Source organism: Agromyces mediolanus (genome assembly GCF_023715325.1).
Taxonomy (GTDB): Bacteria; Actinomycetota; Actinomycetes; order Actinomycetales; family Microbacteriaceae; genus Agromyces; species Agromyces mediolanus_A.
Genome location: NZ_JAMBNX010000001.1, coordinates 601,586 through 628,095 on the forward strand (window position 1 = coordinate 601,586; position 26,510 = coordinate 628,095).

General features: G+C 73.1%; 21 protein-coding genes. 10 read left to right on the forward strand and 11 right to left on the reverse strand.

All coding sequences use genetic code 11. The features are described 5' to 3' along the window. Positions 1–8: 8 nt before the first annotated feature. Both M3147_RS02805 and M3147_RS02810 read left to right on the forward strand, forming a co-directional pair. Positions 9–1,253 (forward strand): hypothetical protein, encoded by a 1,245-nt coding sequence (locus M3147_RS02805; RefSeq protein ID WP_251201939.1) that lies wholly within the window; start codon positions 9–11, stop codon positions 1,251–1,253. Between the two features lie 95 nt (positions 1,254–1,348). Then, entirely contained in the window at positions 1,349–1,519 is a 171-nt protein-coding gene (locus M3147_RS02810) for a DUF3117 domain-containing protein (RefSeq protein ID WP_189084574.1), read from the forward strand. A 107-nt stretch (positions 1,520–1,626) separates the two neighbouring features. Here the strand turns inward: M3147_RS02810 and M3147_RS02815 are convergent, their stop codons facing one another. After that, on the reverse strand, positions 1,627–2,259 hold the full coding sequence (locus M3147_RS02815) for an O-methyltransferase (protein ID WP_251201940.1): 633 nt from the start codon (positions 2,257–2,259) through the stop codon (positions 1,627–1,629). Positions 2,260–2,345: 86 nt separating this feature from the next. On the opposite strand from M3147_RS02815, the gene M3147_RS02820 reads away from it, so the two are divergent. After that, the gene (locus M3147_RS02820; protein ID WP_251201941.1) at positions 2,346–2,738 is read left to right on the forward strand and encodes a sec-independent translocase; all 393 of its coding nucleotides are present in this window, start codon (positions 2,346–2,348) and stop codon (positions 2,736–2,738) included. Positions 2,739–2,765: 27 nt separating this feature from the next. On the opposite strand, the gene M3147_RS02825 is transcribed toward M3147_RS02820, so the two are convergent. Beyond that, a complete protein-coding gene (locus tag M3147_RS02825) occupies positions 2,766–4,316 on the reverse strand; it encodes a succinic semialdehyde dehydrogenase (RefSeq protein ID WP_251201942.1) in 1,551 nt (516 codons plus the stop codon). Between the two features lie 56 nt (positions 4,317–4,372). Here M3147_RS02825 and M3147_RS02830 point away from each other — a divergent pair, with 56 nt between their 5' ends. After that, positions 4,373–5,779, forward strand: a complete 1,407-nt coding sequence (locus tag M3147_RS02830) for an MFS transporter (RefSeq protein ID WP_251201943.1) — start codon at positions 4,373–4,375, stop codon at positions 5,777–5,779. Next, positions 5,776–7,308, forward strand: a complete 1,533-nt coding sequence (locus M3147_RS02835) for a pyridoxal phosphate-dependent decarboxylase family protein (protein WP_251201944.1) — start codon at positions 5,776–5,778, stop codon at positions 7,306–7,308. The genes M3147_RS02830 and M3147_RS02835 overlap by 4 nt, the downstream gene beginning before the upstream one ends. A 104-nt stretch (positions 7,309–7,412) precedes the next feature. Here M3147_RS02835 and M3147_RS02840 read toward each other — a convergent pair whose 3' ends face one another. The 3 genes from M3147_RS02840 to M3147_RS02850 are packed head-to-tail and all read right to left on the reverse strand — an operon-like array spanning position 7,413 to position 10,471. Next, positions 7,413–8,579, reverse strand: a complete 1,167-nt coding sequence (locus M3147_RS02840) for an Mrp/NBP35 family ATP-binding protein (RefSeq protein WP_251202145.1) — start codon at positions 8,577–8,579, stop codon at positions 7,413–7,415. A 55-nt stretch (positions 8,580–8,634) separates the two neighbouring features. Beyond that, positions 8,635–9,153 carry a DUF1003 domain-containing protein gene (locus M3147_RS02845; RefSeq protein WP_251201945.1) on the reverse strand — a complete coding sequence of 173 codons (519 nt, stop codon included), beginning with the start codon at positions 9,151–9,153 and terminating at the stop codon, positions 8,635–8,637. Continuing rightward, positions 9,140–10,471 carry a magnesium transporter MgtE N-terminal domain-containing protein gene (locus M3147_RS02850; RefSeq protein ID WP_251201946.1) on the reverse strand — a complete coding sequence of 444 codons (1,332 nt, stop codon included), beginning with the start codon at positions 10,469–10,471 and terminating at the stop codon, positions 9,140–9,142. Before M3147_RS02850 ends, M3147_RS02845 begins: the two co-directional genes overlap by 14 nt. A gap of 346 nt (positions 10,472–10,817) precedes the next feature. Here M3147_RS02850 and M3147_RS02855 point away from each other — a divergent pair, with 346 nt between their 5' ends. Next, positions 10,818–11,675 (forward strand): general stress protein, encoded by an 858-nt coding sequence (locus M3147_RS02855; protein WP_251201947.1) that lies wholly within the window; start codon positions 10,818–10,820, stop codon positions 11,673–11,675. Positions 11,676–11,853: 178 nt separating this feature from the next. Here M3147_RS02855 and M3147_RS02860 read toward each other — a convergent pair whose 3' ends face one another. Both M3147_RS02860 and M3147_RS02865 read right to left on the reverse strand, forming a co-directional pair. Further along, positions 11,854–13,428, reverse strand: coding sequence for an aminopeptidase P family protein (locus M3147_RS02860; protein WP_251201948.1), 1,575 nt, complete (start codon positions 13,426–13,428; stop codon positions 11,854–11,856). 97 nt (positions 13,429–13,525) lie between these two features. Then, the gene (locus M3147_RS02865; RefSeq protein WP_308201038.1) at positions 13,526–14,545 is read right to left on the reverse strand and encodes an endonuclease/exonuclease/phosphatase family protein; all 1,020 of its coding nucleotides are present in this window, start codon (positions 14,543–14,545) and stop codon (positions 13,526–13,528) included. Between the two features lie 150 nt (positions 14,546–14,695). Between M3147_RS02865 and M3147_RS02870 the strand changes: the two genes are divergently transcribed. Beyond that, on the forward strand, positions 14,696–15,565 hold the full coding sequence (locus M3147_RS02870) for a PHP domain-containing protein (protein WP_251201949.1): 870 nt from the start codon (positions 14,696–14,698) through the stop codon (positions 15,563–15,565). Between the two features lie 118 nt (positions 15,566–15,683). Here the strand turns inward: M3147_RS02870 and M3147_RS02875 are convergent, their stop codons facing one another. After that, entirely contained in the window at positions 15,684–17,177 is a 1,494-nt protein-coding gene (locus M3147_RS02875; protein ID WP_251201950.1) for a DEAD/DEAH box helicase, read from the reverse strand. A 156-nt stretch (positions 17,178–17,333) separates the two neighbouring features. Here M3147_RS02875 and M3147_RS02880 point away from each other — a divergent pair, with 156 nt between their 5' ends. Next, positions 17,334–18,050 (forward strand): ferritin-like fold-containing protein, encoded by a 717-nt coding sequence (locus M3147_RS02880; RefSeq protein ID WP_251201951.1) that lies wholly within the window; start codon positions 17,334–17,336, stop codon positions 18,048–18,050. A 51-nt stretch (positions 18,051–18,101) separates the two neighbouring features. Here M3147_RS02880 and M3147_RS02885 read toward each other — a convergent pair whose 3' ends face one another. Both M3147_RS02885 and M3147_RS02890 read right to left on the reverse strand, forming a co-directional pair. Further along, positions 18,102–18,410, reverse strand: a complete 309-nt coding sequence (locus tag M3147_RS02885) for a hypothetical protein (RefSeq protein WP_251201952.1) — start codon at positions 18,408–18,410, stop codon at positions 18,102–18,104. Position 18,411: 1 nt separating this feature from the next. Next, complete coding sequence (locus M3147_RS02890) at positions 18,412–18,636, reverse strand: DUF3107 domain-containing protein (RefSeq protein WP_251201953.1); 225 nt, start codon at positions 18,634–18,636, stop codon at positions 18,412–18,414. Between the two features lie 92 nt (positions 18,637–18,728). Here M3147_RS02890 and M3147_RS02895 point away from each other — a divergent pair, with 92 nt between their 5' ends. Continuing rightward, positions 18,729–21,851 carry a UrvD/REP family ATP-dependent DNA helicase gene (locus tag M3147_RS02895; protein WP_251201954.1) on the forward strand — a complete coding sequence of 1,041 codons (3,123 nt, stop codon included), beginning with the start codon at positions 18,729–18,731 and terminating at the stop codon, positions 21,849–21,851. Next, positions 21,848–25,288: an ATP-dependent DNA helicase gene (locus M3147_RS02900; RefSeq protein WP_251201955.1), complete on the forward strand. Its 3,441-nt coding sequence runs from the start codon at positions 21,848–21,850 to the stop codon at positions 25,286–25,288. Before M3147_RS02895 ends, M3147_RS02900 begins: the two co-directional genes overlap by 4 nt. Here M3147_RS02900 and M3147_RS02905 read toward each other — a convergent pair. Continuing rightward, positions 25,174–26,484 carry a phosphotransferase gene (locus M3147_RS02905; protein WP_251201956.1) on the reverse strand — a complete coding sequence of 437 codons (1,311 nt, stop codon included), beginning with the start codon at positions 26,482–26,484 and terminating at the stop codon, positions 25,174–25,176. The two genes, M3147_RS02900 and M3147_RS02905, sit on opposite strands and share 115 nt — an antisense overlap. Positions 26,485–26,510 lie beyond the last annotated feature (26 nt).

A 26,510-nucleotide genomic window follows, 5' to 3' on the forward strand; every position in this document is an offset into this window, starting at 1 on the left:
GGCATCCGATGCCTCCGGTCCAGGCCGACCCGTCGCCCGTGACGGTCCGGGTGTCGCGCTGGTCGCCGCGGGTGCGTTGGCGGCTGCTGCCGTGGTGGGCGCGAGTGACGCTGATCTGGTTCGGCGCCCGCGCGCTGACGACGGTGTTCGTGCTGATCTTCGCGGACGGGCAGCTCGCGAACGCCTGGACCGGGGCGAAGCCCGATCTGTTCGCGTTCTCCAACCTCTGGGATGCGCGCTGGTACCAGATCATCGCGACGGGCGGCTACCCGAGCGAACTGCCGCTCGACGAGAGCGGGCACGTCGCAGAGAACGCGTGGGCGTTCCTCCCGGTGTTCCCCGCGATCGTGCGGGGGGTCACGTTCCTCGGCGTCGGCTGGAACGTCGCCTCGGTGCTCGTCGCCGTGGTGGCCGGCCTCGGTGCGGCGCTCGTGCTGCACCGGTTGCTCTCGCGCTTCCTCGAACCAGACCGGGCGATGTTTGCGATCGTGCTGTTCGCCGTCGCGCCCGTGTCGCCCATCATGCAGTTCGGCTACGCGGAGTCGCTCGGCGCGCTCCTGCTGGCCACGGCACTCCTCCTGCTCGTCGAGCGGAGGTACGGATGGCTCGTGCCGGTGGTCGCCGTGTGGGCGTTCACCCGGCCGGGCGCCCTCGCCTTCGCCCTCACGCTCGGCCTGCACTTCCTCGTGCGCTGGTGGCGCCGGCGCGACGACCCGTTCCCACCGCGCGAGCAGTTCCTCGTCGTCGGCGTCGGGCTCTTCGCCGCGGTGGTCGGGTTCGCCTGGCCGGGAGTGGTCTGGGCCGTCACCGGGGAACTGTCCGGCTACACGGAGACCGAGCTCGCGTGGCGGGCCGGCTACGTGGGGCACCAGGAGCTCGTGCCGTTCACCGCGTGGTTCCAGGGCGGGGCCTGGTGGGCGGACTTCGTCGGCCTGCCGGCCTGGGTCGGGATGCTCGTCGTGGGCGTGCTGATCGCGGGATTCGCGCTCCTGCTCGTGCTGCCGGCCGTGCGACGTCTCGGCACCGACATCCGGCTGTGGCTCGCCTCCTACGGGCTCTACCTGCTGGCGGTGTTCTTCCCGCAGTCGAGCACCTTCCGCATCGTCATGCCGATGTTCCCGCTCGTCGGCGCGCTCGCCGTGCCTCGTGCCCGCTGGTATCGCTGGAGCATCGTGGTCGTGTTCCTCGCCCTGCAGTGGGTGTGGCTGCACATCTGCTGGGCGGTGTCCGCCTACGACTGGAGTCCGCCCTGACGCACGAGTGAATTCTTCACACAACTCGCCCGGGATTTCCGAAGGACTCCTGACATGGCAGATAATAGAAGCTCAGCCACGAAAGGGGTAACTCAATGGCGGCTATGAAGCCACGCACCGGAGACGGGCCGATGGAGGCTGTGAAAGAGGGGCGACTCATCATCGTGCGTGTGCCGCTCGAGGGCGGGGGACGTCTCGTGGTGTCGGTCAACGATGCCGAGGCGAAAGAGCTGTACGACGTGCTCGGGGGCGTAGTCAACGTCTGAGACGCGTCGAGCCGGGTGCCGATGACGCACCCGCGGCTCAGCGCCACGAGAGAGGCCCGAGCGCAACAGCGCTCGGGCCTCTCGGCGTCTCGGGGGCCGAAGCGGCGTCAGGACCCGAGACGGACGATCTGCAGCAGGCCGTCGCCGACCGGCGAGATGGCGGTCGCGACGGCGGCGGATGCCTCGAGCTCCGAGATCAGCGAGCGGAACGCGGTCGCCGTCTCGTCGCGCTTCGCCGGGTCGGCCACCCGGCCGCGCCAGAGCGCGTGCGCCACGACCACGCTGCCGCCGGCGCGCGCCAGCCGCAGCCCGTGCTCCACGTACTCGATCACGGATGCGGCGTCGGCATCGACGAAGACGAGGTCGTAGGAGCTCTCGTTCATGCGGGGGAGCACCTCGCCGGCGCGCCCGGTGATCAGCCGGATGCGGGCCGCCTGCACGCCGGCGTCGGCGAAGTGCTGACGCGCGTGCTGCTGATACTCGGTCTCGGTGTCGATCGAGGTGAGCATGGCGCCGCGGGCGTGCCGCAGCATCCACAGTCCGGAGACGCCGACCCCGGTGCCGAGCTCGATGATCGACTCGGCGCGGCTGGCGGCGGCGAGCAGGGCGAGCTGCGCACCGACGGCCGGCGACACCGGCTCGATGCCGAGCTCGAGGGACTGCTGCCGGGCGCGTGCGATCGCGTCGCTCTCCACGACGGCGTCGTCGGCGTACTTCCAGTTCAGGTCGTGTTCGGACACTTCCGGTCTCCCGCTCTCTCAACCCCCAAGGATAGGGGCGTCGGGCGGGTGCGCCCGCGCGCCTCGCCGCCGACTATCCTGTATGGGTGTTCGGTCTGACGTTCGAGAAGCTCCTCATCATCGGGGTGATCGCCGTCTTCCTGCTCGGGCCGGAGCGGCTGCCGCACTATGCGGCGCAGCTCGGCCGACTCGTGCGCTCGCTCCGCGACCTCGCGAGCGGCGCGAAAGACCGTATGCGCGAGGAGATGGGCCCCGACTTCGACGACGTCGACTGGAAGAAGCTCGACCCCCGCCAGTACGACCCGCGACGGATCATCCGCGAGGCGCTCTCCGATGTCGACCCGTTCGCCGAGGAGGCGCCGAAGCCGGTCGTCGCCCGCGCGGCCGTCAACGAGAACTCGGCGTACCTGCAGCGCAAGCGCAAGCGCGAAGCCCTCGGCGCCGATGAGCCGGCCCCGTTCGACTCCGAAGCGACCTGACGCGGCCCGTGCCGCGCCGGGCATCGGTCAGCGCCGGCGCACGGCCGCGAGCCCGCGGGCGAGCAGGAGCAGGAGCGGCGCCTGCTCGCGGTACTCGCGCGCCCACCGGGGAAGCTGCAGCAGGCCCGTCGTCGCCGACACCGTCACCGGCTCGACGAAGCGCAACAGCCCCTCGGGCCCGTTCCGCCGTCCGACGCCGGACTGCTTCTGCCCGCCCATCGGCGCATCGACCGAGGCGAAGGTCCCGCGGTAGCCCTCGTTGATGTTCACGCTGCCGGCCTCGAGTCGGTCGGCGATGCGCTGGCCGCGCGCCACCGAGCCGGTGAAGATCGCCGCGTTCAACCCGTAGTCGCTCGCATTGGCGGCCTGGACGGCCTCCTCCTCGCTGTCGACCAGGTAGAGCGAGGCGATGGCGCCGAAGGTCTCCTCGGCGTACACGTGCATGTCGGGCGTGACCCCGGTGATCACGGTCGGTGCGAAGAACCAGGGGCCGACCTCGGGGCGCGGGGCGCCGCCGACGAGCACGGTGGCGCCCTTCGCCACCGCGTCGTCGAGGTGCGCCGTGACGCGCTCGAGCTGCGCGGCGGAGGCCAGCGAGCCGAAGTCCGCGTCGAAGTCGAGCGCGGAGCCGAGCTTCGCGGCGCCGAGCTCGGCGACGAGCGCCTTCTGGAACGGTCCCGCGACGGCACGGTGCACGTAGATGCGCTCGATCGAGACGCACAGCTGGCCCATCGCCGAGAAGCAGGCGTGCGCGGCGCTCGCCGCGGCCTGTTCGGGGTCGACGTCGTCGAGCACGATGAGGGGATTCTTGCCGCCGAGCTCGAGCGAGGCGCCGACGAGGCGTCGCCCCGCCTTCTCGGCGATCTTGCGCCCGGTCGCGGTGGAGCCGGTGAAGCAGACGTAGTCGACCTCGTCGGTCAGTGCTTCGCCGACCTCGCCGGCGGGCCCCGCGACGACGGCCCAGAGCGCCTCGGGCACACCGGCCTCGACGAAGGCGCGGCGCAGCGCGAGGATGGAGAGCGCGCCCTGGTCGTCGGCCTTCTGCACGACCGCGCAACCGGCGGCGAGGGCGGGGACGACGTCCATCGCGGCGAGGCTCAGCGCGTAGTTCCACGGCGTGATGACGCCGACCACGCCCTTCGAGCGATAGCGCACGCGGGTCGTCGCGACGGTCGGGATGCCGCTGCGCCGGCGCCGCCCGCGGAGCACCCGCCTGGCGGAGAGCGCGTTGTAACGGGTGACGGAGACCGCCTGGAAGATCTCCTCGAAGGCCTGCCCGCGGGTCTTGCCGCTCTCGAGCTGGATGAGGTCGAGCAGCAGCTCGCGCTGCTCCAGCAGGAGCTCGTGCGCGCGGAGCAGCACACGACGGCGGTGCGCGAACCCCGCGCGGGCCCAACTGAGTTGTGCGAGCCTCGCACGCGACACGGCGTCGCGCACGTCGTCGGCGCTCGACTGCGGCAGCTCGTGGAGGGTCTCACCGGTCGAGGGGGTGGGCACGGGGCGGGTGACGGAGCCCGAGGCGACCACATCGTCGTCGAGGCTCGCGTACAGGGCGTCGGAGGCCGTCTGCGCTGGCATGCGCACAGTCTAGGTCAACTGTCCCACTTCGGGCCGGGATGCCCTATGCTGCCTCCATGCCCGCACCGGAGCGAACGCTGTCGCGCGGTGTCGTCACCCGCTACGCGATCGGTTCGATCGGCACCGGCGGCTTCGCGACGCTGCCCGGACTCGTGCTCATCTACTACCTGACCGACACGCTCGGCGTGGCCGCGCTCGCGGCCGGAGCCGTCGTCACCGCGGCCAAGGTGTGGGACGTCGTCATCGACCCGTGGATCGGCGGGCGCAGCGACCGAGCCCTCGCCACGAGCGGCAGCCGACGACGCGGGATGCTCGTCGGCGCGATCGGGCTGCCGATCGGCTTCGCGCTGACCTTCGCGGTCGTGCCAGGGCTCAGCCCCGCGGCATCCGGCGTCTGGGTGTTCCTCGCGTTCCTCGCGACCGCGACCTTCTTCAGCCTCTTCCAGGTTCCGTACATCGCCCTGCCCGCGGAACTCACCCGCGGCTACGACGAACGCACGAGGCTCCTGACCTGGCGCGTCGTCGTACTGACCATCGCGATCCTGCTCTTCGGCGCGGGCGGCCCAGAGCTGCGCGGCGCGTTCGACGACGAGCACCTCGGCTACCTCGTGATGGCGGTGGTCGCCGGCCTCGCGATCGGTGCAGGCATGCTCGTGGCGACGACGATCGCGCCGCGCCGCGGCCCCGTCGTGGAGCGTCCGCCCGCCGGGCCCGGCGCGGTCACGTCGCCCGGCGCGCTCGCCGGCTACCGCGAGGGCATCGCCGCCCTCCGGCGCAGCGCGCCGTTCCGTGCGCTGCTCACCGCGTTCGTGCTGCAGGGGCTGGCGACCGGACTGATGCTCGCCGGCGCCCAGTTCGTCGCCACCTGGGTGCTGCACGACGAACAGGCGGTCACGCTGCTCTTCGTCTCCCTCATCGCGCCCGCCGTGCTCGTCACTCCGCTCTGGCAGCTCGTCGCGAGGCGCATCGGCAAGGAGCGCGGCTTCGCCGCCTCGAGCGTGCTGTTCTCGCTCGCCGCGCTCAGCATGGTGGCGCTGGTCTGGGCGCCGGGGCCGTGGGTGTACGCGCCCGTCGCGCTCGCCGGCGCCGCGTACGCCGGCATGCAGTCGTTGCCCATGGCGATGCTGCCGGACGTCATCTCGCACGACGCCCGCCGCAGCGGACTCGACCGCGCCGGCAGCTTCGGCGGCGTGTGGACCGCCGGCGAGACCGCGGGCATGGCGCTCGGCGCGACCGTGCTCACGATCGTGCTCGCGCTCACCGGCTACCTGGAATCCACCGCCGGCGTCACCGTCGAGCAGCCGGACTCCGCCGTCACCGGCATCGCGATCGCCTTCAGCGCCGTGCCCGCACTGCTCGTGGCCGCGAGCCTCCTCGCGCTGCGCGGCTACCGGTTGCGCCGCGACGACATCGACGGCGACACCGGCGCTGCGCTCGCCGGTGAAGAGAGGACCACCGCATGAGCTTCCAGCAGGACCCCGCCGAGGTGCTCGCGCGCCTCGCCGCCCTCCGAGCCGCCGACGCGCCGACACACGGCGGTCGAGTGCTCTCCTACGTGTACGACTCGGGGCGCGCCGAACTCGACGAGCTCGCCGCCGGCGCGGCGCGGCTCGTTCAACCGGTGAACGGCCTGGACCCCACCACGTTCACCTCCGTGGCGGTGATGGAGGGGGAGCTCGTCGGGTTCGCCCGCGCGGCGTTCCACGGCGACGAGGACGTCGTCGGCTCGGCCACCTCCGGCGGCACCGAGAGCTGCCTGCTCGCCGTGAAGACCGCGCGCGACATCTGGCGGGCGGCGGGTGGGGAGGGCCGTCCCCGGCTCGTCGCGCCGTCCACGGTGCACGCCGCCTTCCACAAGGCGGCCGAACTCTTCGACCTCGCGCTCGACCTCGTGCCCGTGAGCGCATACGACGGCCGGCCCGACCCCGCGGCCTTCGGCGACCGGCTCGGGCCGGATGCGGCTCTCGCGGTCGTCAGCGCGCCCTCCTACCCGTTCGCGTCGCTCGACCCCGTGGCCGAGATCGCCGCGCTGGCCGAGGCCGCCGGGGTGGCGCTGCACGTCGACGCCTGCATCGGCGGCTTCGCCCTCGCGTTCTGGCCCGAGCCGCTGCCGGACTGGGACTTCCGAGTCCCCGGCGTGACGAGCCTCTCCGCCGATCTGCACAAGTACGGCTACGCGCCGAAGGGCGTCTCGGTGCTCCTGACCCGCGGCCGCGACCGGCAGCGCCCCCAGTACTTCGCCACGACGGGATGGCCCGGCTACCCGGTCGTGAACCCGACGCTCGCCGGCTCGAAGCCCGCCGGGCCGCTCGCCGCGGCCTGGGCGATCACGCAGTCGCTCGGCCCCGACGGCATGGCCGAGCTCACTGCCGAGGCTGCGCGCGCGACGGCGGCGATCATCGCGGCCGTGCAGGAGATCGACGGGTTGCGCATCGTCGGCGACCCGGTCGGACCGCTGCTCGCCGTCGAATCGGACGTCGACGTCGCGCCCGAGTCACGCGTCGACCCGCACCGCTGGGGGGACGCCGCCCTCGCCGCGGGGTGGCAGCTGCAGCTGCAGCCGGGATTCGCCCAGCCCGGGGGAGCGGCGCTGCCACGCACCACACACCTCACCGTCACCCCCGTGACCGAGCGCGTCCTCCCCGAACTGCTCCCCGCGCTCGCCGAAGCGGCGGACGCGGTGCGCGGACTTCCGCCCATCGACGGCGCCGAGGTCCTGGGGGAACTGCTCGCCGCTCGCCCCGAGCTCGCCGGGTCGCTGCTGCCGAGTGCCGACGGCGGTGCCGGTGCCGACGGTGCCGGGCGGCTCGAACTCGGCTCGGACCAGGCCGCCGGTCTGCTCGGCTCACTGGGGCTGCTCGGCGGCGAGGAGCCGCTCGCGACGCGGCTCGCGCCGGTGCTCGCCCTCGTCGAGGTGCTGCCGCGCCCGCTCACGGAGCGGCTGCTCGTCGAGCTCATCGCTCGCGCGGTGGAGCCGCCCCAGCCGTCCTGACCCCCGCTTCTCGAGTTGCCCGACTTTCATGAAAGTCGGGCAAGTCGGAACTTCTCGAGTTGCCCGACTTTCATGAAAGTCGGGCAAGTCGGGGTTGGAGTGGGTCAGCGGAGCGAGACGTCGAGGCGCCGCCCGGCGAGATTCCTCGGGCGCGAGGCGAGCTCACCGGCCAGCTGTTCGATGGCGCGCGCGGCCGGGTCGTCCGGCGCGGCGTGCACGACCGGGTCGCCGGCGTCCCCGCCCTCGCGGAGCGCCACCGAGAGCGGCACGCTCGCGAGCAACGGCACCGGCGCGTCCTGGCCCTCCGAGAGCCGTCGGGCGACCTCGGCGCCGCCGCCAGAGCCGAACAGTTCCAGCACCGTGCCGTCCGGTCCGGCGAGACCCGCCATGTTCTCCACGACGCCGATGAGGCGCTGACCGGTCTGGCGAGCGACGACGCCCGACCGCTCGGCGACGTCTGCGGCGGCCGGCTGCGGGGTCGTCACCACGACGACCTCGGCGTTCGGCAGCAGCTGGCCGAGCGAGATGGCGATGTCGCCGGTGCCCGGCGGCAGATCGACGAGGAGCACGTCGAGGTCCCCGAAGTACACGTCCGTGAGGAACTGCGAGAGCGTGCGGTGCAGCATCGGGCCGCGCCAGGCCACGGCGACCGAGGAGGCGCGCTGGCCGGGCTCGGTCGGCTCGATGAACATGCCGATCGAGATCGTCTTCACGCCGTGCGCCACCGGGGGGAGGATCATCTCGTCGACCCGCGTCGGCTTCGTCGGCGTGCCCTCGGCGTCGACGAGGCCGAGGAGGGCGGGGATCGAGAAGCCGTGCACGTCGGCGTCGACGAGGCCGACGGCGAGCCCGCGGGCGGCGAGCGCGACCGCGAGGTTCGCAGTGATGGTCGACTTGCCGACACCGCCCTTGCCGCTCGTGATCGCAATCACTCGGGTGAGGGTGCCCGGACCGAACGGGTTGCCGCGCGGACGGCCGGCACGCAGCCGCTCGGTGAGGGCGTTGCGCTGGGCGGGGGTCATCACCGTGAGCTCCACGTCGGCGTTGCCCGCTCCGGCCACGGACTCGGCCGCCGTCCGGACGTCGCGCTCGATGCGGTCGGAGGCGGGGCAGCCGACGATTGTGAGCCGGACGACGACGCGAACCCGCCCGGACTCGTCGGCCGTCACGGACTCGATCATGTCGAGCTCGGGGAGCGGTCGGCGGATCTCCGGATCGGTCACGCCGCCGAGAGCCGCGGTGACCCGACGCTCGAGCTCGGCGGGGGCCATCCGTCCACCCTCGGCGCCACCCGCTCGGGCGCCGACCGGGGGATCGGACACGTCGTCAGGATGCGGCATGCTCCGCCTCCTCTTCGTCGCGCCGGTCGAGCTCGTCGAGGATCTGCCGCAGTTCCTGGCGGATGAACTCCTTCGACGCGAGCTCCTTCACCGCGAGTCGAAGCGCGACGACCTCGCGTGCGAGGTACTCGGTGTCGGCGAGGTTGCGCTCGGCGCGCTGGCGGTCCTGCTGGATCTGCACTCGGTCGCGGTCGTCCTGACGGTTCTGCGCGAGGAGGATCAGCGGGGCCGCGTAGCTCGCCTGGAGCGACAGGATGAGCGTCAGCACGGTGAAGCCGAACGCCTGCGAGTCGAAGCGCCAGTCCTCGGGAGCGTAGCTGTTCCACATGAGCCAGGCGACGCAGAACACCGTCAGGCCGAGCAGGAACCACGGGGTGCCCATCGCGCGCGCCACCCACTCGGTGAAGCGCCCGAAGCGGTCGCGGTCGCCCGACAGCCGGAAGGGCGACGATCGCAGCATGCCCTTCGGGGTCTCGAATCGCCGGTCGTCGTCAGCGCGTGCCATCGCCTGCCCTCCTTCCCTGCGGGATGGGGATGCTCCCCGTGGTCAGCTGCGCGCGGGCGGTCGCCCGGCGAGTGAGCTCGTCCTCTTCGGGATGACTTCGCCAGTCGTCCGGCAGCAGATAGTCGAGCACGTCATCGATGGTCACCACCCCGACGAGTCGGTGCTTCTCATCGACGACGGGTACCGACACGAGGTCGTAGCTCGCGAGGATGCGGCTCACCTCGGCCGCGGAGGTGTCCGCGCGAACCGGCTCGAGGCCCTGGTCGATGAGGGACCCGAGCCGCTCGTGCGGCGGGTAGCGCAGCATGCGCTGGAAGTGCACGACGCCGAGGAAGCGCCCGGTGGGCGCCTCGTACGGCGGCAGGGTGACGCAGACGGCCGCCCCGAGCGCGGGCGGCAGGTCGTGGCGCCGGATGAGCGCGAGGCCCTCCGCGACGGTCGCGTCGGCCGAGACGATGATCGGCTCGGTCGTCATCAGGCCACCCGCGGTGTCGGGCCCGTAGGAGAGCAGGAGGCGCACGTCCTCGGCTTCCTCCGGCTCCATCAGCTCGAGCAGGTGCTCGCCGCGCTCCTCGGGGAGCTGCGCGATGAGGTCGGCGGCGTCGTCGGGCTGCATGCGGTCGAGCACGTCGGCCGCGCGGTCGTCGCCGAGCCCCGCGAGGATCGTGACCTGCTCGGACTCGGGCATCTCCTCGAGCACGTCGGCCAGGCGCTCGTCGGGCAGCTCCTCGGCCACCTCCTGGCGGCGCTGCGGCGGCAGGTCGAGGAGGGTGTTCGCGAGGTCGGCGGGCTTCAGTTCGGAGTAGGTGGCGATGAGCTGCTCGGCCGACTGGGCCTCACCGGGGGCGTTCGCCTCGCGCACCTCGCGCCAGGTCACGTAGGCCGACTGCCCCTTCGCGAACGGGGAGGCGCTCGCCTTCGGACGGCGCACGAAGAGCTGGTCGACCTCCCACTCGCCGGGCTCGCGCTCCTCGATCGCCACGTCCTCGATGGTGGCCTCGCCGCTGCCGTCGTTGAAGGACACCTTGCGGCCGAGCATCTCGGCGATGACGCGCACCTCGCCGCCGCGCTGCTCGAAGCGGCGCAGGTTGATGAGGCCGGTGGTGATGACCTGGCCGCCGCCGATGGAGGTGACGCGCCCGATCGAGAGGAACACGCGGCGTTTGCCTGGCACCTCGACGATGAGCCCGACGACCCGCGGCGGATCGGATTTGCGATACACGACGAGGACATCGCGCACGCGGCCGACCCGGTCGCCGGCGGGGTCGAAGACGGCGCACCCGGCAAGTCGGGCGACGAAGACTCTCGTGGCGCTCACGGATACCAACCTAGTCCCCGGTCCTGAGTGCGACGCCGGGGAGCGCGGCGGCTTCGGGCCGATGGTCCCCGAGCCTGTCGAGGGGTGGTTCCCCGAGCTTGTCGAGGGGCCCGGTGGTTCCCCGAGCTCGTCGAGGGGCGCTTCGACAGGCTCAGCGAACCAGGGGGGCGCTTCGACGAGCTCAGCAAACGGGGGGGGCGCTTCGACGAGCTCAGCGAACCAGGGGGCGCTTCGACAGGCTCAGCGAACCAGTGGCTCCACGGCCGAGGGGCCTGTTCGCTCCTGGCACGTGCGTTCCGGGCGCGATTCTCCGGCTCGGCGAAGCTCTGCGTGGGACAATGGCGCCATGAGCAGCTCCTCGCCGTTCGGCGGTCGCCTGGCCCAAGCGTTCCCGACCCTGCCCAAGGGCGAGACGGTCGCGAGCTACGAGACCTACGCCGAGGCGCAGGCCGCAGTCGATCAGCTGGCGAAGGCCGAGTTCCCCGTGAAGGAGCTCGCGATCGTCGGCACCGACCTCACGAGCGTCGAGCGCATCACCGGAAAGCTCACCTGGGGCCGGGTCGCGGGCGGCGGCGCGCTGTCGGGCGCCTGGTTCGGTCTCTTCCTCGGGCTGCTGTTCTTCATCTTCGCGCCGAGTGGCCCGACGCTCGGCATCCTGGGCGCCGCGGTGCTCATCGGCGCCGGCTTCGGGATGGTGTTCGGCCTCGTCTCCTACTCGATCAACCGTCGCCGCCGGGACTTCACCTCGGTGATGCAGGTGCTCGCCACCCGCTACGCGATCATCGCCGAGCCGCAGCACGTCGACCGCGCGCGCAACGTGCTCGGCGTCGACGCCCCGCCCGCGACCCCGCCGGCCGCCGGCTGGTCGTCCGGCTGGTCCTCCCGCGAGGACGCGGCCCGGTCCACCAGCAGCGCCGCGCCCGTCGCGGATGCCTCGACGGCACCGGATGCCTCGGCGGCACCGACCGCCCCGGCGGCGCCGGCACAGGGCTCGGCCGAGGAAGGCCGCCCGCTGACCTACGGCGAGGCACTCGACGCCGAGCGGCGCGCCCGTGCTCGCGAAGCCGCGGCGCGGGCGGCGGAGCAGCGTGCGGCGACCGAGCAGGCCGCGCGGGAGGCGGCAGCCGCCGAGGCATCCGCGCCCGCCGAGCCCGACTCGACCACCGAACCGCCGAGCGGCGACCCCGAGCGCCCGCGCGGCTGACCGCGAGTCCCGGCATCGGGCCGGGAGCCGTCTCAGACTCGGGCGAGTCGCACGACGAAACGTCCGGCGCGCCGGCCCAGGACGACGCGCTGCGCGATCATCGTGCGACTCGCCGCTCGACCGGCCGCTCCGGCACCACGAGTCCGACGCGCAACGGCGCGGAGGGGAACCGGGAGCCTCAGCCCCGGGCTCCCTGGACCCAGGCCTCGACCTCGGCCGCCGTGCGGGGGATGGCGGCCGAGAGGTTCACCGCGCCGTCGGCGGTGACGACGATGTCGTCCTCGATGCGCACGCCGATGCCGCGGAACTCCTCGGGTACGGTCAGGTCGTCGGGCTGGAAGTAGAGGCCGGGCTCGATGGTGAAGACCATGCCTTCCTGCAACTCGCCGTCGAGGTAGAGCTCACGACGGGCCTGCGCGCAATCGTGCACGTCGAGACCGAGGTGGTGGCTCGTGCCGTGCACCATGTAGCGGCGGTGGAACTGGTTCTCGGGCTGCAGCGACTCCTCGGCCGAGACGGGCAGGAAGCCCCACTCCGCCGTCTTGCGGGCGATCACGGCCATGGCTGCGGCGTGCACCTCGCGGAAGACGATGCCGGGGCGCACGATCGCGAAGGCCGCGTCGGCCGCCTCGAGCACCGCGTCGTAGACCTGGCGCTGCACCGCGCTGAACTCGCCGTTCACCGGGAAGGTGCGGGTGATGTCGGCGGTGTAGTAGCTGTCCATCTCGACGCCGGCGTCGAGCAGCACGAGGTCGCCCGGCACGACGGGGCCGTCGTTTCGGGTCCAGTGCAGGATCGTCGCGTGCGGACCGGCCGCAGCGATGGAGCCGTACCCGACGTCGTTGCCCTCGAGGCGGGCGCGAGTGGCGAACACGCCCTCGATGACCCGCTCACCGCGCACCTCGCTCGTGATGCGGGGGAGTTCCTGCAGCACCTCGGTGAAGCCGCGCTGCGTGGCGTCGACGGCGGCGCGGAGCTCGGCGAGCTCGAACTCGTCCTTCGTCAGCCGCAGCTCGCTCAAGGCGCGCGCGAAGTCGGCGTCGGGCTCGTGCTCGCCGCCGACCTCGAGGGAGAAGGGGGCGTCCTGCGCGTTCTCGCTGAGGGCTCGCTCGGCGGCGAATCGGATGCGGGCGTGGTCGACGCGCTCGGTCACGGCGGGGTCGGCCTCGCGGACGATGAGCGTCGACGTGTCGGTGGCGTCGACGACCGCGTCGAACCCGGCCAGGTCGGCGGCCTCGATCGCGAGTTCGGCGGCGACGTGGGCGACCGAGGGGCGGGCGCCGATCCAGAACTCGCCGATCGCGGGGTTCGCGTAGAACTCCTCGGAGTCCCGGCCGGCGCGCTCGCGGAAGTAGACCGTCGCGTCGTGCCCGCCCGCGGCGTTCGGCTCGAGCACGAGCACGGCGCCGGGCTCGGTGTCGGAGCCCCACCCGGTGAGGTGCGTGAACGCGGAGTGGGCGCGGAACGGGTAGTCGGTGTCGTTCGCCCGCTGCTTCATGTCACCCGCGGGCACCACCAGGCGCTGCCCGGGGAACTGCGCCGAGATCGCCGCGCGGCGCGCGGCGGCGTACGGCGCCTGACGGCGTGCGGTGGGGAGCGCCTCGTCGCGCTCGGCCCACCCGCTGCCGATGAACTGCTTGAAGCCCTCGGACCCGGGGGTCGTCGAGCGGTTCGCGTTGCGCCCGCTCTGCTCGTCGCTGTGGTCGCTCGCGCCCTCGGGCGCGGTCGTCGTCGAAGTGTCGCTCGTGGCCATGGCTCCATTCTCGCACCAGGAAGGTGGATGCCGACCGCGAGCCGACGTCTCCGAAGCTGCTGCGCCGAGGCGGCCGAGACCGCCCCGGCAGCCGCCGTCAGCCGCCGGTGCGGACGAGGGAGGCGACCACCGGCCGGTGGTCACTGCCGGAATCGTCGAGCGAGTCGATGACGCGGAACGACTCGACGCGCCAGTCGGAGGTCGCCAGCACGTGGTCGATGGGGCTGCCGAGCAGCGCGGGCACGTCGGTCGGCCAGGTGCCGATGCCCGCGGCACCCGCGGCGTTCGCGGCGTCGGCGCAGCGACCCAGGTCTCCGCCGTCGCTGCCGAGGCCGGCGAAGTGATCGAGCGTGGCATTGAAGTCGCCCGCCATGATGACGTTGCCACCGGAGCACTGCTCGGCGATCCAACCGAGATCGCTCCGCCAGTTGCGCAGCTCCCAGCGGACCGGTGCGACCGCGTGCACGGCGACGATCCGCGGGCCGTCGCCGTCGACCGGAACCGCGACGAGGGACGGCACCGTGTTGGTGTTGTCGGGCGGCCCGGGCCAGTCCGGGGTGACGACGGTGTACTCGCCGAGCTCGCTCGACACGAGGAGCGTCGTCGACCGGGCCTTGGCGATGTCGTCGAACGCCTGCCAGTGCACCCACATCGGGCTGCCGCCCTCGCGCATCGCGAGCGCGACCTCTTCTCCGAAGGGCTCGGTCGTCTCGGGCAGGACGACGATGTCGGCGCCGCGGTCGAGGGCGAGCTCGGCGACGACCGAGGCGTCGGGCTCCTCGCCGAGCGTGTTCCACGCGAGGACCGTGACGGCGTCGGGCGACGAGGCATCCGAGCCGCCGACGCCGCGAACCGCGAGCACCGCGGCGTTGCCGCCGGCGAACAGCAGGCTCACCGTCAGCATCGCGATCGCGAACCGTCGCGCTCGCCGACCGAGCGCGACGAGGGCGAATACCACCGCCACGATCACGCCGACGAGCACCCCCGCGCCGCGCAGGGCGACCACGTGCGCGGCGATCCACTGGTCTTGCAGCCCGACGCCCTGCGGCCACACGAGCACGGCGCCGATGACGGCGGAGGCGAGCACGACGAGCCAGCCGAGCAGACGGAGCAGCATCCTCCCAAGATAGGCGGCGGGGTGGGGTGGCGGCGGGGCATCCGCCGTGCGATCACTGGGAGTCGCCTGAGGCGGAGGTGTGGAGGAGGGATGCCACGCCGGGGCGTCCCGCGGGGGAGCGCCCCGGCCCCGCGGGCATAGCATGGAGGGATGGCCGAAGCCCCCGCCGTCGCCCTCGAGGCCGACCTGCACGTGCACTCGACGGTGTCCGACGGCACCGGCGCGCCCGCGCAGCTCCTCTTCGAGGCGGCCGAGGCCGGCCTGCAGGCGATCGCGCTCACCGATCACGATTCCACGGCCGGCTGGGCCGAGGCCTCGGCCGCCGTGCCCGCGAGCGGGGTCGCCCTCATCCCAGGCATGGAGCTCTCGACACGTGAGGGCTACCACAGCGTGCACATGCTGGGCTATCTGCTCGACCCCGAGGACCCGGCGCTCGTCGCGGAGACCCGACGCATCCGGGAGTCGCGCCTGAGCCGCGCCGAGCACATCGTGCGCCGCATCTCCCGCGACTACCCCCTCACCTGGGACGACGTGCTCGCCCACTCGGCGGAGGGGGCCACCATCGGCCGGCCGCACATCGCCGACGCGCTCGTCGCACGCGGGCACGCTCCCGATCGGTCGGCGGCGTTCGCCGGCATCCTGCACCCGCGCTCCGGATACGCCGAGCCGCACTACGCGCCCGACCCGATCTCGGGCATCCGGCTGATCCGTGGTGCCGGCGGCGTGCCGGTGCTCGCGCATCCCGGCACCCGCGGCTCCGACGCGGTCATCGCGCCGGCGCGACTCGCGCAACTCGTCGACGCCGGACTGTTCGGCCTCGAAGTCGACCACCCCGAGAACGAGCCCTCGGCGCTGCCGCGACTGCGCGAGCTCGCCGCGCAGTTCGACCTCGCGATCACCGGGTCGAGCGATTACCACGGCGACGGCAAACCGAACCGACTCGGCGAGCAGCGCACGGCGCCCCAGGTGGTCGCTCGGCTGATCGCCGAGGGGCGGGGGAGCAGCCCCGTCCTCCCCTAGCCTCGGGGGCGCACGGCGCGCGGCGCACGGCGCGCACGGAACAGGGCCGGGCGGTGCCCGCGAACGACGGAACGCCGGCCGCGCGAGCGCGACCGGCGTTCCGGAACGAGAGCGGTGGTCAGGCCTGCGGCGCGGCCTGGCTCGCGCCGGCTCCGCTCGAGCTGCCGCCGCGGCGGCGCCGGCGACGACGCGGAGCCGCGTTGCCGTCGTGGTGCTCCTTGCCCTTGCCGTCGTGCGTGCCGGCGCCGACCTCGCGTGCGGCGCCGTCGGCGTCGGAGGACTCGGGCGACGACGTGCTCGCGGCGCCCTCGGCGACCGCCGCGCCGCCGCGCGTGCGACGACGGCTCCGGCTGCGGGGGGCGCGCTCGGCGTCGCCCTCCGAGCGGCCGGCAGTGGCCGAGCGGTTGACCTGCGCGGTGGGGGCGGCGGGCTTCAGGCGCCCCTTGGTGCCGGCAGGGATGTCCAGGTCCGCGTAGAGGTGCGGGCTCGACGAGTAGGTCTCGGTCGGTTCCGGCTGTCCGAACTCGAGTGCGCGGTTGATGAGCGCCCACTTGTGCAGGTCGTCCCAGTCGACGAACGTCACGGCGATGCCCGTCTTGCCGGCGCGACCCGTGCGGCCCGCGCGGTGCAGGTACGTCTTGTCGTCGTCGGGGATCGTGTGGTTGATCACGTGCGTGACGTCGTCGACGTCGATGCCTCGTGCCGCGACGTCCGTGGCGATGAGCACGTCCTTCTTACCGGCCTTGAACGCGGCCATCGCGCGCTCGCGCTGGTCCTGGTTCAGGTCGCCGTGCACGGCCGCCGCGTTGAAGCCGCGGTCGTTGAGCTCCTCGACGAGCTTGGCGGCGGCGCGCTTCGTGCGGGTGAAGATCACGGTCTTGCCGCGGCCCTCGGCCTGGAGGATGCGCGAGATCACCTCGTCCTTGTCGAGCGAGTGCGCCCGGTAGACGAGGTGCTTGATGTTCGCCTGCGTGAGGCCCTCGTCGGGGTCGTTCGCGCGGATGTGGATCGGCTTCGACATGAACCGGCGCGCGAGCGCGACGATCGGGCCGGGCATGGTCGCCGAGAAGAGCATCGTGTGCCGCACGGCCGGCACCTTCGAGAAGATCTTCTCGATGTCGGCGAGGAAGCCGAGGTCGAGCATCTTGTCGGCCTCGTCGAGCACGATCTCCTGCACGGCGCCGAGCGAGAGCAGTCGCTGGCTGGCGAGGTCGAGGAGCCGGCCGGGCGTGCCGACGACGATCTGGGCGCCGGCCTTCAGCTGCTCGATCTGGCCCTCGTACGCCTTGCCCCCGTAGATCGAGACGATCTTCGTCGGGCGGTTCGAGGTGGCGAGCTCCAGGTCTTCGGTGACCTGAACCGCGAGCTCGCGGGTGGGCACGACGACGAGCGCCTTCACCCCGTGCTCCGGGTCGTCGCCGAGGCGCTGGATGAGCGGGAGGCCGAAGCCGAAGGTCTTGCCGGTTCCGGTCTTCGCCTGGCCGATGATGTCCTGCCCGGCGAGGGCGAGGGGAATGGTCTGCTCCTGGATGGGGAAGGCATCCACGATGCCCTTCCCGGCGAGGGCGTCGACGATGTCCGACGCGATGCCGAGCTCGGTGAATGTAGTCAAAACTTCTGCCTTGTCGTGTGCGTTCGCTGCGCGAATGATGAGGTGCGCCCTGCATTCGTCCACAGGCGCACGGCCGCGGGTCCATCGCCCGCGAGCCCGTTAAGACTAACGGAGGCGCGCCGTGAGCCCGTGCAGGCTGCCGATAAGCTGTCGCACGTGGTCTTCTGGTTGAAGCGGCGCAGGCCGCGCGCTGAGGCGCCCCGGCTGCGTCCGCGGGTCGCCGCGACCGAGCTCGCCCGGGTCGATTTCACCGAGCTGGTGCCCGACCCGTTGCCGTTCCTCGGTCAGGCGGCGTCCCTGCAGCTCGCCTTCTTTGAGTCGCTCGCGAAGGCGGTCGCCACCGCGCCCGATCTCGTGGCGAAAGAGGGGCTCTCGGTCGCCTCCGGTGAGGCGCTCGCGAAGCACCACGCCCTGATCGCCGAGCTGCGTCGCGCCGATGCAGACCCCGCCGAGTACCTGGCGATGTTCGCCGCCGCGACCGATCAGTTCCGGCAGCTCACGATCGGTGCCGACTGGCACGAGCTGCTGCTCGGCATCCACCTCACCTCCGGCATGCTCGACGACTTCTTCCTCCGGCTCTCCGCAGGACTCCCCGGGGAGCTCGCACGTCGGGTGCGGGGCATCCTCGGCGACCGTCAAGGCGCCCCGGTGCTCGAGACGCTGCTGACCCAGGCCATCGCGAACGAGCCCGGTCTCGCCGACCGTCTGGCCCTGTGGGGGCGCAGCCTGGTCGGCGACACCTTGCTCGTGGCGCGTAAGGCGCTCGAAGCGGCGGAGCCCGAAGCGCGTCACGGCGAGGACGTCGAGCCCGTGTTCACCGAGCTCATCGCGGAGCACACCAGACGGATGGACGCACTCGGCCTCACCGCGTGAGCCCGCGGCTCGGTCGACGCCTGAGGCTCGGACCCTCGCGGATGCCTCGGGTCAGGCCTTCGCGCCGGCGCCCGGGCGGGCGAGCCGCTCGAACAGCTCGGCGTCGTGGCGCTCGCGGCTCGGGCCGAGCAGGAACGCGGAGAGCGCCGAGACGATGCCGGCGGCGGCGAGCGACGCCACCCAGATCCAGCCGCCGTCCCACGGCCAGCCGAGCCAGGTGAGCGCCACCCACACGACGGCGGCGACCGCGGTGCCGATCGCCGGGATCAGCACGACGCCGTGCGTCGCCCGGCCGGGCACCGCGTACCGGGCGGCGAGGCCGAGCAGCGCGCCGCCCAGGGCGACGAACAGGAGTTCCATGTCAGGCGACGAAGCCGACGCGACGCGACTCTTCCGAGCCGATCTCGACGTAGGCGAGCGCGGTGCCGGGAATCACGTAGACCGTGCCCTTCTCGTCGCTCAGGCGCAGCGAAGGCGACTGCCCGGAGAGGGCCGCGGTGACGGCCTCCTCGACCTCGGCCGCGGTCTGCGCGGCCTCGAAACCGAGTTCACGGGGGGAGTTCTGGATGCCGATGCGAACGTCCACTGTGCGCCTTTCTCGTCGTGCTCTCACCCTATGTCACCCGGCCACGGCGGTGCTTCGCGTTCACTGTCGGCGGAACGGGTTAGCGTGGCGGCATGCCCCGCCCCGAAGCCCTCGTCGAGCAGCCAGCGCTCTTCACCGACGAGACCTTCGCGGGGCTCGAACTCGAGCACCTCGGCACCGAGCGGTCGGCCGCGGTGTTCGGAGCGCCCGGCTCGGGCAAGACGACGCTCGCGATCGAGCTCGTGGCGCGCCGCATCGAGGGCGGCTTCGCCGCCGACGAGGTGCTCGCGCTCGCCGCGACCCGCACGACGGCGAGCCGGTTGCGCGACCGCATCGCGGTCAGGCTGGGGGCGACCACACGGGGTCCGCTCGCGCGTACGGCCAACTCGCTCGCCTTCCAGCTCGTCCGCGCCTACACCGGCGAGCCGGTGACCCTCCTCACGGGCGCCGAGCAGGACCAGATCATCGCCGAGCTCCTCGAGGCGGCCGAGGCCGACGGCGGCGGTCCCGAGTGGCCGTTCGAGACCCGGGTGCGCGCGCTCCGCGGCTTCCGCAGCGAGCTCCGCGACCTGATGATGCGCGCGGTCGAGGCGCACGTCGACCCGGCGACGCTCGCCCGGCTCGGGCGCGAGACGGGGCGCCCCGAGTGGGTCGCGGCGGGCCGCTTCCTCGAGGAGTACCTCGAGGTGAAGGAGCAGCTCCGCGGCGGCCAGTACGACTCCGCGGAGCTCGCCGCGTTCGCCGCGGCGATCGTGCAGCGCAGCGTCCACGACGAGCGCGCGGCCACGGCGCTCGGCACTCTCGCGAAGCTGCGGCTCGTCGTCGTCGACGATGCGCAGGAGGCGACTGCGGCGACCGCCGCGCTCCTCGCCGCCTTCGCGGCCCGCGGCGTGCACGTCGTCGCGCTCGGCGATCCCGATGTCGCGAGCAACGGATTCCGCGGCGGGCGGCCCGAGCTGCTCGGCACCCTGTCATCGTTGCTCGGCACCCGGGCCGAGCGGTTGGAACTCACGCAGGTCCACCGGGGCCGGCCGGAGCTGCGCCGCCTCGTCGCCTCGGTCACCGGGCACATCGGCGCGGCGCTCGGCGGCGGCCACCGGGCGGCCGCCCCGCCGTCCGAGCCAGAGCCGCGTGACCCGCTCACCCCGGTGCTCGGCATCGAGGCGCCCTCTCATGCGGCCGAGTGCCAGCAGATCGCCGCGCTGCTGCGCGAGCGCCACCTGCTCGACGGCGTGCCATGGTCGCAGATGGCCGTCGTGCTGCGATCCGGGGCGGATGCGCCCGCCTTCGAGCGCGGGCTCGCGCTCGCCGACGTGCCGACGGCCGGCGCGCTCGTCCGCACCGCCCTCCGGGACGCCCCCGCCGCTGCGGCGCTGCTACGCGCCGCGTCGCTCGTGCTCGAGCGGGAGCCGTTGACCCCCGAGCTCGCCGTCGAACTGCTCACCGGCCCGCTCGGCCGGCTCGATCCGGTGGGACTGCGCCGACTGCGCCTGGCGCTGCGGCACGAGGAGCTCGCGGCCGGCGGCGACCGCACGGGCGACGAATTGCTCGTCGACGCCCTGTCCGCGCCGGGCGGATTCGAGACGGTCGACGCCGCAGCGGGCCGCCGGGCTGCGAAGCTCGCGCGGGTGCTCGCGGCGGCGCGCAGCCGAGTCGGCACCGGTTCGACCATCGAGGAGATCCTCTGGTCGCTGTGGGATCGCAGCGGGTTGGCCGAGGAGTGGGCGGCGCAGGCCGCGGGCACGGGCGTGCTGGCCGAGGAGGCGAACCGTGCGCTCGATGCGGTCGTGGCGCTGTTCTCCGCCGCGCAGCGCTTCGTCGAACGCACCCCCGGCGCGCCGGCGACGCGGTTCGTCGACGAGCAGTTCTCGAGCGAGCTGCCGGAGGACTCCCTCGCACCGCAGCGCACCGCCGAGTCGGTGTTCGTCGGCACCGCGCCCGCGCTCATCGGACGCGACTTCCAGGTCGTCGTCGTGGCCGGTCTGCAGGAGGGCGTGTGGCCGAACCTCCGGCCGCGCGGCACCCTGTTGAACGCCGCACTGCTGCCGGCCGTGGCCACCGCGTCCCGCGCGGGCGAGCCGCTGCCCGCCGCAGACTCGGCCGCCGATGCCCGGGCCGCGGTGCGCAGCGACGAGCTGCGTCTGTTCGCGCTCGCCGCGAGCCGGGCGACCAGGCAGCTCGTCCTCAGCTGCACCGCGAACGACGACGAACAGCCCTCGATGCTGCTCGGCTACGCCGAGGAGCGCGTGGCTCCGAGACGGCGTCCGATGCATCTGCGCGGGCTCGTCGGCGCGCTGCGCCGCGAGGCGGTCGCCGACCCCGGTGGCGAGGCACCGCCCGCGCTCGCGCTGTTGGCCGAGGCCGGCGTTCCGGGCGCGCACCCCGAGGAGTGGTACGGCCTGCGCGCGCCGTCGAGCGTGGCCCCGATCGTCGATCTCGACGCCGACCCCGACGCCGTCGTCCCAGTCTCGCCGTCGCAGATCGACCGGGCCGAGGAATCGCCGCTCGGGTGGTTCATCGACCGGGTGGCCTCGCCGCCGTCCGGCCTCGCGGCCTCGATCGGCACCATCGTGCATGCCGTCGTCGAGGAGGCCGGTGCGAGCGGCGTGACCGAGCTCGAGACGCTCTGGGCCGGGGTGGAGGCCCGGTTGGCGTCGCTCCGCTTCGAGGCCGGATGGGTGGCTGAGCGCGAACGCCGCGGGGCCAAGCGCATGGTCGAGGGGGCCGCCGACTACCTGGGGCAGTTCGCCGACGATGCGAAAGTCCTGCTCGGTGCCGAGGGCCGGTTCACCCTCGAGCTCGGCCGGGTGCGTCTCAGCGGCACCATCGACCGGGTCGAAGCCTCACCGGACGGCACGACCGTGATCGTCGACCTCAAGACCGGGCGCACCCCGCCCACGGCCGCCGAGACCGCGGCGCATCCGCAGCTCGCCGCCTATCAGCTGGCGGCTCGGCACGACCGCGTCCCGAATCTGGGTCGCCTGGGCGGCGCGAAGCTCGTCTATCTCGCCAGACCGTTGCGCGGTGCGCAGTACACCGAGCGTGCGCAGCAGCCGTTCGAGGAGGCCGACGAGCAGGCATTCCGCGAGCGCCTCGACGCCGTCGCGGCGATCATGAGCGGCGCGAGCTTCGAGTCGCCGGTCGAGGTCGGACCGCGCTCGCGGTTCGGCGCCTGGCACTACCGCGTGCACCTCGTGCCGGCGGTGTCCGCATGATCGCCGCCGCCGAGATCGCCGCGCGGCTCGGGCTGCACCCGCCGACCGACGAGCAGCGGGCGGTCATCGAGGCCGACCCGCACGGTCGCTCGCTCGTCGTCGCCGGTGCGGGGAGCGGCAAGACCGAGACGATGGCCAACCGGGTGGTGTGGCTCCTCGCGAACGGGCAGGTGCAGGTGCCCGAGGTGCTCGGACTCACCTTCACGCGCAAGGCGGCGGGGGAGCTCGCGGAGCGCATCCGCACCCGCATCGCGCAGCTCGTCGAAGAGGGCATCGCCGAACTCGACCTCGATCCGCTCGAGGCCGCCACGGTGTCGACCTACAACGCGTTCGCCAGCGCCATCTACCGCGAGCACGCGCTGCTCATCGGCCGGGAGCCCGACGCCGCCGTGCTGGGCGAGGCATCCGCATGGCAGCTGGCCCGCTCGATCGTGGCCTCGGCGGCCGATCCGAGACTCGTCGAACTCGACGCCTCGCTCGACAAGGTCACCGGGGCCGTGCTCGGGCTGAGCCGCGCGCTCGGCGAGAACGTCGCCGATGCGCGCGACGTGCGCGCGATGGCGCGCGAGTTCCTCGGGCTCGCCGATCTGCCGATCGGCGCCCCGCGCAAGCGCACCCCGTACGACTCCTTCGTCGCCGCGCTCGGTGCGGTCGACGCGCTGCCGCCGCTGCTCGAGCTGGCCGAGTCGTACGCCGAGGCGAAGCGGGCCCGGGGCTACGTCGAGTTCTCCGACCAGGTTTCGCTCGCGCTCGAGATCTGCCTGGCGCACCCCGAGGTCGCCGTCGCGCACCGAGAGCGATACCGCACGGTGCTGCTCGACGAGTACCAGGACACGAGCGTCGTGCAGACTCGGCTCCTCGCCGCGCTGTTCCGGGGGCACTCGGTGATGGCGGTCGGCGACCCCGACCAGTCGATCTACGGCTGGCGGGGGGCGAGCGCCGCCAACCTCGCGCGCTTCGGCGGCGACTTCGCAGCGGTGCGCGACGATGCGGGCCCGCCGAGCGGGGCCGACGCCGTCGTCTACGACCTCTCGACGAGCTGGCGCAATCCACGCGTCGTGCTCGACGCCGCGAACGCCATCATCGAGCCGCTCGACGGCGGCATCGACAAGGCACCGCTCGCGGCCTCGCCCTTCGCGGGCGACGGCGTCCTCGAGTGCGCCTGGGCCGAGACGATCGACGAGGAGGCCGAACACATCGCCCGCTGGTTCGCCGAACGGCTGGGCCACGCCGACGCGGCCGAGTCCCGATCCTCGACGCCGGGCGGCGCCGGCCGGTCGCGCACGAGCACGCCGGCCGCAGCGACGCGCACGGGGGCGCTGCTGTGCCGCACCTTCGCGAACGTCGACGTCTTCACGGCCGCGCTTCGTCGGCACGGGGTCCCGGTGCACGTCCTCGGCGTGGCCGGGCTTCTCGACCAGCCCGTGATCGCCGATCTCGTCAGCACGCTGCGGGTGCTGCACGATCCGACGGCCGGCGCCGAGCTCGTCCGGGTCCTCGGCGGTGCCCGCTGGGCGATCGGCCCCGCCGATCTCGCCGCGCTCGCGGGGCTGGCGCGCTGGCTGGTCGACCGCGACCAGGCGATGCGCCGACTCGACGACGGCGTCCGCGCGGGGCTCCGCGCCTCGATCGCGGCCGAGGAGTCGCCGTCGATCGTGGACGCGCTCGACTTTCTGCTCTCCGCGCCCGACGACCATCGCGCGCTCGTCGCCTTCACCGCCGAAGGGCTCGCCCGCATGCGTCGGGCGGGCTCGCAGCTGCAGTCGCTGCGCCGGCGCGCCGGACTCGGCCTCGTCGACTTCGTGAGCCTCGTGCAGCACGAGCTCCTCCTCGACATCGAGGTCGCCGCGAATGCCGATCAGCCGCTCGGCGTGCCGAGTCTCGAGGCGTTCGACGAGTTGCTCGCGGGCTTCGTCGATGTCGCCGAGCACCCGAACCTCGGGGCCTTCCTCGGCTGGCTCACCGAGGCCGAGCAACGTGATCGGCTGGCCCCCCGACCGGACGAGCCCGAGCCGGGCGCCGTGCAGGTGCTCTCCATCCACGGTTCGAAGGGTCTCGAGTGGGACGTCGTCGCGATTCCGCGGCTCGTGACCGACGAGCTGCCGGGCAAGCCGCGCTCCGCGAAGGGCTGGCTCGCGTTCGGCGAACTGCCGAACGAGTTCCGCGGCGACCGCGATGAGCTGCCCGAGCTGATGTGGCGAGGGGTGCAGAGCCAGCTCGAGTTCGACGAGGCCGTCGCCGGGTTCGCCGAGGAGAATCGTGAGCGCCACGCTCAGGAAGAGCGCCGGCTCGCGTACGTGGGGCTCACCCGCACCCGTGACGAGCTCCTGCTCACCGGCTCATGGTGGGCGGGGCAGAAGCAGCCGCGGCATCCGAGCCTCTTCCTCCGCGAACTCGTCGCCCACGGACTCGTGCCGGCGTCCGCGCTGCCCGACCGCCCCGAGGCCGACGAGAACCCGCGTGCGGTCGGCGAAGAACGGGTCAGCTGGCCGCTCGACCCGCTCGGCCGGCGTCGACTCGGAGTGGTGCGCGCCGCCGAGGCCGTGCGCGCCGCTGCCGACGGCCCGAGCGGGGCGGGCATCGGGCAACGGCTGGGCGATCAGCTTCGCCTGCTGCTCGAGGAGCGGCGACGGCGGATGGCGGGGCAGGCGACACCGGAGATCCCCGCGCGCGTGCCGGCCTCGCGCTTCAAGGACTACGTCGACGACGCGGCGGCCGTCGCCGAGCAGCTGCGTCGGCCGATGCCCCAGCGGCCCTACCGGGCGACCCGCCTCGGCACGCTGTTCCACCGCTGGGTCGAGCATCGTTCGACGGGCGAGCTGGAAGCCAACGCGCTCGACTGGGAGGAGGGCGCCGTCGACGACGAGCTGTTCGCCTGGCCGGCGCCCGAGCTCGGTGGTGAGTCGCCATCCGGTGCCGGTTCCGCGCCCGCTCCGACCGGCTCGGCGCTCGTCGACGGCTCGGCTGCGCGATTCGCCAAACTCAAGGAGACGTTCGAGGCATCCGAGTGGGGCCACCGCCGCCCGAGCGCGGTCGAGCTCGAGCTGCATCTGCCGCTCGACGAGCACGTCTTCGTCTGCAAGCTCGACGCGGTCTACGAGCTCGACCCGTCCAGCGAGCTCGGGCGCCAGGGGCTGCGTCATCAGGTCGTCGACTGGAAGACGGGTCGCGCGCCGCAGGGGGAGCGCGAACTCGAACTCCGGCAGACGCAGCTCGCCCTGTACCGGCTCGCATACGCCAACTGGGCGAGCATCCCGCCGGAGCAGATCGACGCCGTCTTCTACTACGTCGAGGACGACCGCCAGATCCGCCCGGAGCGCCTCTACGACGAAGCGGAGTTGCGGCGGGCCTGGTCGTCGGCGCTGCGGTCGGCGGAGTCCGGGAGCGGCGACTCGTCGTCGGCCGAGGCCCCATCGGAGGCTGCGCTGCCACGCTGATCCGCGCTCGCGCCCGCGCCCGCGCCCGCCTCAGCGCCGCCGTCGCTCGCCGTGCCCGTCGGCGCGGCATCACCCCAATCGCTGAGGTCGAGCGGGATCGGGGCCGTCATCGAGCTGTCCAGCTCGTCGTCCTCGCGGCGCCGCAGCGCGGAGAAGTCGTAGCTGTCGGTCAGCATGGCACCGGCGGGTTCCCGCTGCGCATCGAGGGGCGGGGTGCGGTCGAGCATCCGCTCCACGTCTCCGACCGTGAGGATCGGACCGGTCTCCGGTGAGAGCGGTTCGCTCGAGCGGTCGTGGACGCTCTCGACGAGTCCGTCGAGCATCGCGACCGCGTCGGCGATCGTCGCCTCGTCGCGCTGCTCGACGCCGTGCAGCAGCCAGCGAGCGAGTTCGAGCTCGCCGTAGAGGAGGGCGCGCTGCGGAATGTGCGGGTCGGCGCCGCCCTCTCGGGCGAGCAGGTACGTCTCGAGGGCGCGTTCGGCGGACCCGCCTCGGGCGGTGAGGAGCCAGTGCAGATCGACGGCCGGGTCGCCCTGTCCGAGCTCCGACCAGCCGATCAGGCCGGTGACCGTGTCTTCGATGGCGAGGAACGAGTCCGCGCCGAGCTGGCCGTTCACGACCGTCGGCTGGAAGCGCCAGAGCGACTCGTCGTCGGTCGCCTCCTCCCAACGCCGGAGGAGCGCGGCCGGGAGGTGGCCGGTGTCGGTCGCCCGTCCGACGAGGGCGACGACCTCGTCGCGCACCTCGGCCGGGCTGCGTCGGGGGAGCCCCGCCTCGCCGATGAAGCCCGTCGGCAGATTGTGCACCGCCGCGATGGCGAGCCCGACCGACTCCGCGATCGCGTCGGAGCCGGTGAGCTCGTCGGCCGTCCGGCCGAGTCCGGGCACGAAGGTCGTCACGACCCCGCGCGTCCCGTCCACGGGGGCCTGGCCGACGTATTCCGCGAGCTCGAAGGGCAGCATCGCCCGCACGCCGTCGGTGAGCGCGTGCAGCGCGAGCAGGTCCGCGGACTGCTCCGTCTCGGCGGTCTGGTCTCGCGGCACTCGGATGAGCAGCTCGCGATCGTCGCTCGTGCGGAGCCGGACGGCGTCGTAGGAGCCGCCGCCGTTGCGGGTGTGCACCCGGACCGCGCGGACCTCGAGGCCGGGGACCGCCGCCGTCGCCAACGCGGCTAGAGTGAGTGGGGGTCTGGCCATGGCACACAGCTTAAGCAGCCGACGCC

Coding starts and splice junctions, on each gene's coding strand:
- M3147_RS02840 (WP_251202145.1), bottom strand. CDS start 8,579: ATGGCCCCCGCCGAGCTCGAGCGTCGGGTCACCGCGGCTCTCGGCGGC.
- M3147_RS02895 (WP_251201954.1), top strand. CDS start 18,729: ATGCCCCGCCCCGAAGCCCTCGTCGAGCAGCCAGCGCTCTTCACCGAC.
- M3147_RS02885 (WP_251201952.1), bottom strand. CDS start 18,410: ATGGAACTCCTGTTCGTCGCCCTGGGCGGCGCGCTGCTCGGCCTCGCC.
- M3147_RS02845 (WP_251201945.1), bottom strand. CDS start 9,153: ATGGCACGCGCTGACGACGACCGGCGATTCGAGACCCCGAAGGGCATG.
- M3147_RS02825 (WP_251201942.1), bottom strand. CDS start 4,316: ATGCCAGCGCAGACGGCCTCCGACGCCCTGTACGCGAGCCTCGACGAC.
- M3147_RS02810 (WP_189084574.1), top strand. CDS start 1,349: ATGGCGGCTATGAAGCCACGCACCGGAGACGGGCCGATGGAGGCTGTG.
- M3147_RS02860 (WP_251201948.1), bottom strand. CDS start 13,428: ATGGCCACGAGCGACACTTCGACGACGACCGCGCCCGAGGGCGCGAGC.
- M3147_RS02900 (WP_251201955.1), top strand. CDS start 21,848: ATGATCGCCGCCGCCGAGATCGCCGCGCGGCTCGGGCTGCACCCGCCG.
- M3147_RS02865 (WP_308201038.1), bottom strand. CDS start 14,545: ATGCTGCTCCGTCTGCTCGGCTGGCTCGTCGTGCTCGCCTCCGCCGTC.
- M3147_RS02805 (WP_251201939.1), top strand. CDS start 9: ATGCCTCCGGTCCAGGCCGACCCGTCGCCCGTGACGGTCCGGGTGTCG.
- M3147_RS02855 (WP_251201947.1), top strand. CDS start 10,818: ATGAGCAGCTCCTCGCCGTTCGGCGGTCGCCTGGCCCAAGCGTTCCCG.
- M3147_RS02830 (WP_251201943.1), top strand. CDS start 4,373: ATGCCCGCACCGGAGCGAACGCTGTCGCGCGGTGTCGTCACCCGCTAC.
- M3147_RS02835 (WP_251201944.1), top strand. CDS start 5,776: ATGAGCTTCCAGCAGGACCCCGCCGAGGTGCTCGCGCGCCTCGCCGCC.
- M3147_RS02905 (WP_251201956.1), bottom strand. CDS start 26,484: ATGGCCAGACCCCCACTCACTCTAGCCGCGTTGGCGACGGCGGCGGTC.
- M3147_RS02870 (WP_251201949.1), top strand. CDS start 14,696: ATGGCCGAAGCCCCCGCCGTCGCCCTCGAGGCCGACCTGCACGTGCAC.